This window comes from Streptomyces violens (assembly GCF_000717745.1).
GTDB classification, from domain to species: Bacteria; Actinomycetota; Actinomycetes; order Streptomycetales; family Streptomycetaceae; genus Streptomyces; species Streptomyces violens.
Genome location: NZ_JOBH01000017.1, coordinates 189,578 through 198,497, shown reverse-complemented (window position 1 = coordinate 198,497; position 8,920 = coordinate 189,578). Strand labels below are relative to the sequence as shown.

At 73.0% G+C, this 8,920-nt stretch carries 9 protein-coding genes and 1 pseudogene; 4 read left to right on the top strand and 6 right to left on the bottom strand.

From position 1 onward, the window contains the following. Positions 1-357 (bottom strand): annotated as a pseudogene (locus IF04_RS36145) (LuxR family transcriptional regulator); the annotation flags it as partial. Positions 358-719: 362 nt separating this feature from the next. Here IF04_RS36145 and IF04_RS0129140 point away from each other — a divergent pair. Beyond that, the gene (locus IF04_RS0129140; protein WP_030264366.1) at positions 720-1,451 is read left to right on the top strand and encodes a GAF and ANTAR domain-containing protein; all 732 of its coding nucleotides are present in this window, start codon (positions 720-722) and stop codon (positions 1,449-1,451) included. Between the two features lie 23 nt (positions 1,452-1,474). Here the strand turns inward: IF04_RS0129140 and IF04_RS0129135 are convergent, their stop codons facing one another. Together IF04_RS0129135 and IF04_RS0129130 are read right to left on the bottom strand one after the other, a co-directional pair. Beyond that, complete coding sequence (locus IF04_RS0129135) at positions 1,475-2,203, bottom strand: GAF and ANTAR domain-containing protein (protein ID WP_037961083.1); 729 nt, start codon at positions 2,201-2,203, stop codon at positions 1,475-1,477. After that, complete coding sequence (locus IF04_RS0129130; protein WP_245654544.1) at positions 2,203-2,937, bottom strand: GAF and ANTAR domain-containing protein; 735 nt, start codon at positions 2,935-2,937, stop codon at positions 2,203-2,205. Before IF04_RS0129130 ends, IF04_RS0129135 begins: the two co-directional genes overlap by 1 nt. A 286-nt stretch (positions 2,938-3,223) precedes the next feature. Between IF04_RS0129130 and IF04_RS39960 the strand changes: the two genes are divergently transcribed. Further along, positions 3,224-3,640 (top strand): hypothetical protein, encoded by a 417-nt coding sequence (locus IF04_RS39960; RefSeq protein WP_425428466.1) that lies wholly within the window; start codon positions 3,224-3,226, stop codon positions 3,638-3,640. A gap of 76 nt (positions 3,641-3,716) precedes the next feature. On the opposite strand, the gene IF04_RS0129120 is transcribed toward IF04_RS39960, so the two are convergent. From IF04_RS0129120 to IF04_RS0129110, 3 genes are all read right to left on the bottom strand, one after another. Then, entirely contained in the window at positions 3,717-4,958 is a 1,242-nt protein-coding gene (locus IF04_RS0129120) for an RNA polymerase sigma factor (RefSeq protein ID WP_030264356.1), read from the bottom strand. A gap of 14 nt (positions 4,959-4,972) precedes the next feature. Further along, positions 4,973-5,386, bottom strand: a complete 414-nt coding sequence (locus IF04_RS0129115; RefSeq protein ID WP_030264354.1) for a YciI family protein — start codon at positions 5,384-5,386, stop codon at positions 4,973-4,975. 214 nt (positions 5,387-5,600) lie between these two features. After that, complete coding sequence (locus IF04_RS0129110) at positions 5,601-6,548, bottom strand: LysR family transcriptional regulator (RefSeq protein WP_030264351.1); 948 nt, start codon at positions 6,546-6,548, stop codon at positions 5,601-5,603. 228 nt (positions 6,549-6,776) lie between these two features. Here IF04_RS0129110 and snpA point away from each other — a divergent pair, with 228 nt between their 5' ends. After that, positions 6,777-7,430, top strand: coding sequence for a snapalysin (gene snpA / locus IF04_RS0129105; RefSeq protein ID WP_030264348.1), 654 nt, complete (start codon positions 6,777-6,779; stop codon positions 7,428-7,430). Positions 7,431-7,799: 369 nt separating this feature from the next. Further along, complete coding sequence (locus IF04_RS0129100) at positions 7,800-8,888, top strand: magnesium and cobalt transport protein CorA (protein ID WP_030264345.1); 1,089 nt, start codon at positions 7,800-7,802, stop codon at positions 8,886-8,888. Positions 8,889-8,920: the final 32 nt, after the last annotated feature.

Sequence of the window (8,920 nt, the reverse complement as noted above, 5' to 3'; positions counted from 1 at the left end):
CGCCAGGATCCGCAGGCCGGGCGCCGCCCTCAGCAGTGCCTCGGCGGCGAACGCGCAGGCATCGGTCAGGTGCTCGCAGGTGTCCAGCACCAGCAGCAGCTCACGGTCGGCCAGGTACTCCGCCAGCACATCGATCATCGGGCAGAGCTCCACCAGCCACGCCCCGTCGCGGAAGCGGGGCTCGAGTGCGGCGGCGGCATTCAGCGCCACCCGGGTCTTCCCCACCCCGCCGACCCCGGTCAACGTCACCAGCCGCACCGGCCCCTCGGGCGAGGCCCCCTCGATCATCCGCCCGATCTCCGCCACCTCCGCCCGGCGGTCGACCGTCCCTGTCCGCGGCTCCGTCAGGTTCCCCACCCGCCGCTCCTCACGCGGCTCTCCGCGCCGCGACTCCCCCGCCACCACGATTGCCCTCCTCGGCCCGGCCCACGCCCCGCTGCGTGTACCGAGGACGGCAGCCTGCACCAGAACGCCACGCCGCGTGACCGTTGACGACAACTGCCCGCATGTGCCGCACGGCGGATCGTGGCGGATCACAAAAGATCACGGAGGTTCGGGTGACTGTCCCTTCGGCGCACGGTCCCGAGCGCCACACCGGGCCGACGGCTCGGCGGTGTGGCCGATCCGTTGGCCGGGCAGGTGGTTTGTCCGCGGGACCGGAGGGCTACCCGTGAGGGCAGCCCTTACCGAGAGGACCACCGACCGGGGCAAGTGATCGTATGACGGATTCGTCCGCCGCGGCGGAGCTGGTGCTGGCCGCTGCCGCCGAGGGGGACGCGCGTAGGCTCCCCGAGCGGTTGTGCGAGGCGCTGTGCGCGGCCCTTCCGGTGGACGGGGCGACGCTCTCGCTGCTCACCGACACCCCCGACCGCCAGCTCCTGCACGCGAGCGGCGCGGCGGCGATGCGGCTGGAGGAGATCCAGTTCGAGGTGGGCGAGGGGCCGTGCGTGACGGCGGCGGCGACCGGGCGGGTGGTGATCGTGGCCGATCTGCACGGCCGGCTGACGGAGTGGCCGATCTTCGGCGCCGCGGCCCGCCAGGAGCTCCGGGAGGTCGGCTCGGTGTACGCCTTCCCGATGACCGACGGCAGCGAGGAGCACCCCGTGGGCTCCATCGATCTGCTGCGGCACGAGGCGTGGGAGCCGGACGAGGAGACCGTACGGAACTGTGCTCGGGCCGCGCGCGCCGCGACGGTCGCGCTGCTGACGGCGCCGTCCGCGCTGCCGTGGAATCCGACGCCGATGATGGACGCGCACTGGGGCCGTACGCACCGCGCGGCCGGGATGCTCTCCCAGGAGACGGGCGTACCGGTGGCCGAGGCGCTCGCCCGGCTGCGCGCCGACGCATTCGTGACCGGGCGGCCGCTGCCCGAGATCGCGGAGGAGACGCTGGCCCGGCTGCACGGCGGGCGGCGCGGCGGCGGGTCCGCGGATGACGGCCGCGGCCCGTAGGACTGCGGCAGCCGCTTGAACCGCTACCGGAGCGCCTCGGTATCGAGCGTGCCGTCGATGATCCCGCGGGCCACGTCGGCCAGCCGCTCGCCGTGCCGGCGGGCATAGCCCCGCAGCGCGTCGAACGCCTCGTCGACGCCGGTCGCCCAGCGCTCCGCGAGCACACCCTTGGCCTGCTCGATGACGGTACGGCTGACGAGCGCGGCCTGCACCTGGGCCCGCTCGACGTTGCCCTGCTCGATCGTGTGCTGCTGGAGTACGGCGATGGTCGCCACGTCGGCGAGCGTCCGGCCCAGCTGTACCCCCGAGGAATCCAGCGTGTGCGGCCCCGCGTGCAGCATGCCTATCGCGCCGATGCTCCGCTGCCGCAGCCGCAGCGGCAGCGCGTGGGCGGTGGCGTACCCGGCCTGCCGGGCCCGCTCGGCGAACACCGGGTAGTGAGCGATGGCGTCGGGCGCGGCGAGGCCGGCGTTCACCAGGGCCTCACCGGTGCGGTAGCTCTCGGCGCACGGGCCCTCCTCGCTCTGCAGCCCGAACAGCTCCAGCAGCCCGGTGCGCTCGTCGGAAGCCGCGAGCACCTGCAGGTCACCGCGCGGGCCGGCGAGCATGATGCCGACCGCGGTCACGTCGAGGAGTTCGACGCCCCGCGCGCACAGCCGGTGCAGCGCGTCGATCAGGTCGAAGTCGTCGATCAGCGTGCCGACCGCTTCGCCGAACGCCTGCAGCACCCTTTCCTGCGGAGCCACCGCCATCATCTCCTCTTCCGGCCGGACGGGTCCGGCTCGGGTCCATCGTTACGAAAGTCCAGGCGCCTGGCGACCACGTCCTCGGCGACCTCCAGGATGGGCCGGCCGTGCCGGTAGGCGTACGCGCGCAGCCGGAGCAGTGCCTGGGACAGCGGTATCCCTGCCTGCACGCTGATCATGCCGGTCGCCTGGTGGACGGCCGCACGATAGAGGTCGGACGGGCGCTCCACGGCCATGAGCGCGTCGCTCGCGGCCCCGCCGTCCAAGAGCACGGCGGTCAGCGCGCCGGTCAGGATCAGCGCGTCGTCCATGCCGGCGTCGGTCAGCGGCCCGCTCGCCCGCCGCTGGAGGGTCAGTACCCCCAGGCAGACGCGGCCGACCAGCAGCGGGAAGCAGAACACCGCGCCGGTGCCGAGCGCCGTCAGCTCCGGCAGCAGCAGGGGCCAGCGCCCGGCGGGCAGCCGGCTCAGGTCCGGCTCGATCACCAGCGAGCCGCGGACCACCGCGTCGACGCCCGGACCCTCGCCCAGCGTGAACTGCAGGTCCTCCAGCCGGCGGCTGTCGCCCTCCGACGCCCACACCAGCTCGGTGGCGCGCTCGCCGGCCAGCAGTGACAGCGCGACACCGTCCACGCCCAGCACCCGGGCGCAGTTCCCGGGGTCGCTGCCGATCAGTCCCTGGCCGCTGCGGACCGGATGCAGGGTCCGCAGCACGGCCGCCATCCCGGCACTCGTACCCACCGACGGTCACCCGCTCTCCCGTACCCGCCACACCGACGCTCCAGACCATGCCCCAGCGGGCGATTCCGCCAGCTTATCCGCTGTGCACCGGCTACCGGAGACAACCCGGGCCGTAACGCTGCGGGGGCTTTCCGGCGCTGAGAGGAATGCGGGTGCGGAAAGCACCGGCAGAAATACGGACGGAAACGCCCCGGCGTGCCACCGACCGTGATCAATTCATCTTCGTCGAGGCGTTTTCCGCGCCGGATGGGAAAATCCCGTGAGCAACCCCCACAACTCCGCGCCGATGGACGGCCCGTACGCCCCGCAGGCCCCTTACGACGGCGGGCACGCCCCGTACGAGCCCGGCCCGGCCGCGCCGTACGACCAGGGGCAGCCGGGGTACGGCGGCCGGAGTCAGGAGCGGTACCGCCGCCCGCGCGACGGCGCCGGCACGGCACGCACCGCGCTGATCATCCATACCATCGCCGACATTGCCGCGGCGTTCCTCATCCTGTGGATTCTGCTTTACCTGCTGGGCGCCAACCAGGCGAATGTCTTCGTCGATTTCGTGGAGAGCTTCGCGGACGGGCTCGCCTGGTGGTCGCAGGACATTTTCACCATGGACACGGAAGGACTTCGCGTGCTCCTCAATTACGGTCTGCCTGCCGTGATTTACCTGCTTGTCGGTCATGGCATTTCCGCCCGGATCCGCCGCCTCTGACCGAATTCCGGGGCGCTCCACAACCGGGGCCCAGGGCGCGGCGTCCCCTCACCGCAGCCGCGTCACCGCAGCCGCGTCACCGCAGCCGCGCCGCCCGGGTCTGCAGATAGCGCTTCTCCGGGACGCTGAGCGCCCGTTCGGCGGCGCGTCCGTACGCCGCCCGGGCCTCGGCGCGCTCCCCGGCCTGCTCCAGCAGGTGCGCGCGGACCGCATCGAGGCGGTGGTGGTCCGCGAGGTGCGGGTCGCCGGCGACGGTGGCGAGGAGGTCCAGGCCGGCCTGCGGGCCGCTGACCATGGCGAGCGCGACCGCCTCGTTGAGGGTGACCACCGGGCTCGGCGCGATCCGGGCCAGCAGGCGGTACAGGCCGAGGATCTCGGGCCAGTCTGTGTCCTCGGCGCGCACCGCCTCGTCGTGCACCGCGGCGATCGCGGCCTGGAGCTGGTACGGGCCGAGGGGCGTGCGGCGGAGCGCGTCGCTGACCAGCGCCACGCCCTCGGCGATCGCCTCCCGGTCCCAGGCGCCGCGGTCCTGCTCGACGAGCGGGACGAGCGACCCGTCGGGCGCCGTGCGCGCCGCGCGGCGGGCGTCGGTGAGCAGCATCAGGGCCAGCAGCCCGGCCACCTCACCGTCCTCCGGGAGCAGCGCGCGCAGCGACCGTGTCAGCCGGATCGCCTCGCGGGCCAGCTCGACGCGTTGCAGCCGACTGCCGGAGGTCGCGGTGTACCCCTCGTTGAAGATCAGGTACAGGATCTGCAGGACCGCGCCGAGCCGCGCGGCGCGCTCCTCCGGGGCCGGCGCCCTGAAACGCCCGCCGGCCGCCCTGATCCGCTGCTTGGCGCGGCTGATCCGCTGCGCCATGGTCGGCTCCGGCACCAGGTACGCACGGGCGATCTCGGCCGTGGTCAGGCCGCCGACCGCGCGCAGCGTCAGCGCGGTCTGCGCAGCCGGGGCCAGCGCGGGGTGGCAGCACAGGAAGAGCAGGGTGAGGGTGTCGTCCTCGCTGGGGGCGCGGCTCTCCCCGGGCGCCGGGGCGTGGAACTCGTCGCGCGGCGTCAGCGCGTACGCCGTCTCCTCACGCCGCCGCCGCGCCTCCTCACTGCGCAGCAGGTCCGTGAGCCGGCGCGCGCCGACCCTGATCAGCCAGCCGCGCGGATTGTCCGGGCGGCCGGCCTTCGGCCACTGCACCGCGGCGGCCAGCAGCGCTTCCTGTACGGCGTCCTCGGCGAGGTCGAAGTGGCCGTACCGCCGGACGAGCGCGCCGAGGACCTGCGGCGCGAGCGCGCGCAGCAGGTCCTCGGTCCGTTCCGGTGCGCCCACGACCTCCGGCCGCCTCAGACCTCGCAGGGCGGGTTGTCGGGGATGGACCGGATGGTGACGGGGCCGTTCTCGGCGCCCTCGGGGACCGGACACTGCAGGATGCGCTTGGCGATCTCGGTGGCGCGGTCCAGGGACGCGCAGTCCAGCACCCAGTAGCCGCAGAGCACTTCCTTGGTCTCGCCGTAGGGACCGTCGGCGACGACCGGTACGCCGTCCTTGCCCGGGGTCACGACGCGGGCCTGCGCGGGCTCGCTCAGCCCCTGCCCGTCGATCATCTCGCCGTTCTCGGCGAGATCGTTGTTGAGGCTCTCCATGAACTGGAACATCGCCTTGAGGTCGCCCTCGGTCCACGGCGTCTTACCGGAATCCTTGCCGCTCATGGCGTCGTAGTCGGCCTGGCTCGCCTGGATCATCAGCATGTACTTCATGTCGCTCACTCCTCGGGAGCTGTCGGCGTCCGGCCGGGCGCCTCTCACCGGAGACGTCGGAGCCGGCGGCCGGTCCTCGACACAAGGGGAGAAAAATCTTCGAAGAATCCCGACTGCCCGGCAGTGCACGAGCCTCCGCTACGGATTCTCCTCGCCCCGGCCACACCCCGCACGGCATACGGGGCAAGCGCACAGGGCCCCTCCGGATCCCGCCCTAGGACCCCACCGCCAGCAGACTCTCGTGTCTGACCAGCCACTTCCGGTACGCGGTGCTCGACCAGGCCACTTCCATGTACGCGGCCCGCAGGTCGTCGAAGAGGGCGTCGACCCACTCGGTGTCGCGTCCGCCGCCGCGGTACGCCAGGAACAGCCGTACGGCCAGTGGGTCGCCGCGCAGGGGGCGGACGACCATGCCGTGGCGGGGGCGGGCAGTCGGCTGACAGGGGGCGACGACCTCGCCGGCCGCCACGAGGTCGCCCGCGGCGAGATAGTCGCCGTGCACCACGCGCGGGTCCATCCCGGCCGCGGTGAAGATCCGCCGCAGCCCGGCCCACTCGCCGTCCACGGACGGGTCGACCATCCACTGGTCCTCGGCGAGGTCGGCGAGCGTGACGGCCTCCAGCGCGGCGGCCGGGTGCGTCGCCGGGAGCGCCATGAACTGCGGCTCGCGGGCGAGGAGTTCACGCTCGACCAGCCCGTCGGGGACGCGCAGCGGCGAGCCCTCGACCTCGTGCACGAAGGCCGCGTCGAGCTGTCCCGCCGCGACCATCTGCAGCAGGGTGTTGCCCGACAGGTCGATCCGTATCGTGGTGTCGGTCTCGGGCAGCCGGGCCCGCAGCCGGCGCAGCCAGCCGGCCACCGCACGGCTGCCGGTGCTGCCCACGCGCAGCCGCGCGCCCTGCTCGCGCACCACCGCCGACCTGGTCTCGTGGACCAGCGCGGTCATCTCCGCCACTATCGGCCGGGCGCGGTGCAGGACGGTCCGGCCCAGCGGCGTCGGCCGGCTGCCGGAGCGCTCGCGGATGAAGAGCTGGCCGCCCAGCGCGTTCTCGATGCGCCGCAGCTGCGTGGTCAGGGAGGGCTGGGTCATGCCCAGTTGCCGCGCGGCCTTGCGTACGCTGCCGGTGTCGGCGATGGCGCACAGCGCACGTAGATGCCTCACCTCAAGCTCCACGCGCGGAGCATAACGACGTCCTTAGGTGTCGCACCAGCCACCCGAACCCCGCGAATCACGCATTTCCCAGGGGCTATTGGACCGTCCTATCGCCAGATGGAATCTCCGCCTCCCCGGATATCTCCCGCAGACTCGGCGGCACCACAGTTCATCCGCGGGTCCCGGCCGTTGCCCCACACCTCGGCCGGGTCCCCCGGACACTAAGGAGCCCCCCACATGAGATCTCCGAAGACGGTGCTGTCGGCCGCACTTGGTCTGGGCCTTGCCGCGAGCCTCGCCGCCGCCGTGCCCGCGGTGGCCACCCCCTCGGCCGCCCCCGCGGACAACACGGTGACCGCGGCCCAGTACGTCGGTTCGGCCGCCGAGAAGGCCGACACCAAGCGGTTCTTCGAGGCCGTGCTGAAGTCGGCGCTCGCCAAGCAGAAGAAGACCGGCGCCGCTTCGGTGACGGTGACGTACGACGCGAGCGGCGCGCCCACCTTCGCGCGGCAGATATCCAGCAGCGCGCAGATATGGAACAGCGCCGTCTCCAACGTCAAGCTCCAGGAGGGCAGCGGCGGGGACTTCCAGTACCGCGAGGGCAACGACCCGCGCGGCTCCTACGCCAGCACCGACGGCCACGGCCGCGGCTACATCTTCCTGGACTACCAGCAGAACCAGGAGTACGACTCCACCCGCGTGACCGCGCACGAGACCGGCCACGTCCTCGGCCTGCCGGACCACTACGAAGGCCCGTGCAGCGAGCTGATGTCCGGCGGCGGCCCCGGCCCGTCCTGCACCAACGCCCAGCCGGACGCCAACGAGCGCGCCGAGGTCGACCAGCTCTGGGCGAACGGCCTGAAGGGCGCCCACTTCGGCAAGGCGTCCTGACCCTCCCCGAACCGTCGGCCGTCGGCCGCCCGCCGATGACCACGGGCCGACGGCCGGCCGGCAGCCCGCGCTGAGACGCGCGGTGGGGTCCGCGAACCCCGCCGCGCGTGCATCCCCCACAGCGCGCGCCCGTCCGCGGCCGCGCGTTTCACCCCCCTCCATGCGCGGTGGGCCTCCCCACCGCGGCGCCCCACCGCGCGTTTCAGTGCACGGCCCCGCCCCGCCGGCCTCCCCGTCCGCCCGCCCCCTGCTGGAGCTGCGCTCCAGAAGAGGGGCGGGGCGTCGCGGGCCAGGGATGAACCGGAGCGCCGTGATCGGCATACTGGGCGGCGCCCGCCCGTAGGAGCCGCCCCGGAGCCGCCCATGTCGATGATCCGCCACCTCCGCCGGGCCGTACGCCTGCCACAACAGCGCAGCCGCGGCGTCGACCTCGCCCACCCGGCGCGCTCGCCGCTGGGCACCGCTGTCGTCAACTGCGCGGTGTACGAGAACGGGGTACGGCTGGCCGGCGACCACCCCGTGGCGGAGGCGGTGGACCGGGTCCGCGCCTCGGGCGACGGGTTCGTGTGGATCGGGCTGCACGAGCCGTCGGAGGCGGAGTTCGCGGGCATCGTGGAGCTGTTCGGGCTGCACCCGCTGGCCGTGGAGGACGCCGTCCTCGCCCACCAGCGCCCCAAGCTGGAGCAGTACGACACCAACCTGTTCACCGTCTTCAAGACCGCCTGCTACGTCGACCACGACCGGCTCACGGCGACCAGCGAGGTCGTGGACACCGGCGAGATCATGGTGTTCACCGGCGAGGACTTCGTCATCACCGTGCGGCACGGCGGGCACGGCTCGCTCGGCCCGCTGCGCGAGGCGCTGGAAGCGAACCCGGAGCAGCTCGCGCTCGGCCCGTCCGCCGTCCTGCACGCCATCGCCGACCTGGTCGTCGACGACTATCTGGAGGCGACGGCGGCCGTCCAGGACGACATGGACGAGGTGGAGAGCGCGGTCTTCGCCGAGGGCGGGCGGAACGCCGACGCCGGACGGATCTACCAGCTCAAGCGCGAGCTGCTGGAGCTGAAGCGGGCCGTGGCGCCGCTGGACCGGCCGCTGCACCGGCTCTCCACCCAGCCGCTGCCCCAGGTCGACCCGCGTATCCGTACGTACTTCCGGGACGTCGCCGACCACCTGGCCCGGGTCACCGAGCGCATCACCGCCTTCGACGAGCTGCTGAACTCGATACTCCAGGCGCACCTCGCGCAGGTCACCATCGCGCAGAACGAGGACATGCGCCGGATCAGCGCCTGGGTCGCGATCCTGGCGGTCCCGACGATGGTGTGCGGCGTGTACGGCATGAACTTCGAGTACATGCCGGAGCGGGACTGGGTATTCGGATACCCGCTGGTGATGGGCGTGATCGTGGCGGCGTGCGCGGTGATCCACCGGGGGTTCAAGCGGAACGGCTGGCTGTAGCGGGGCGGCCGCCGGGCGCGTGCCGTGCCGGG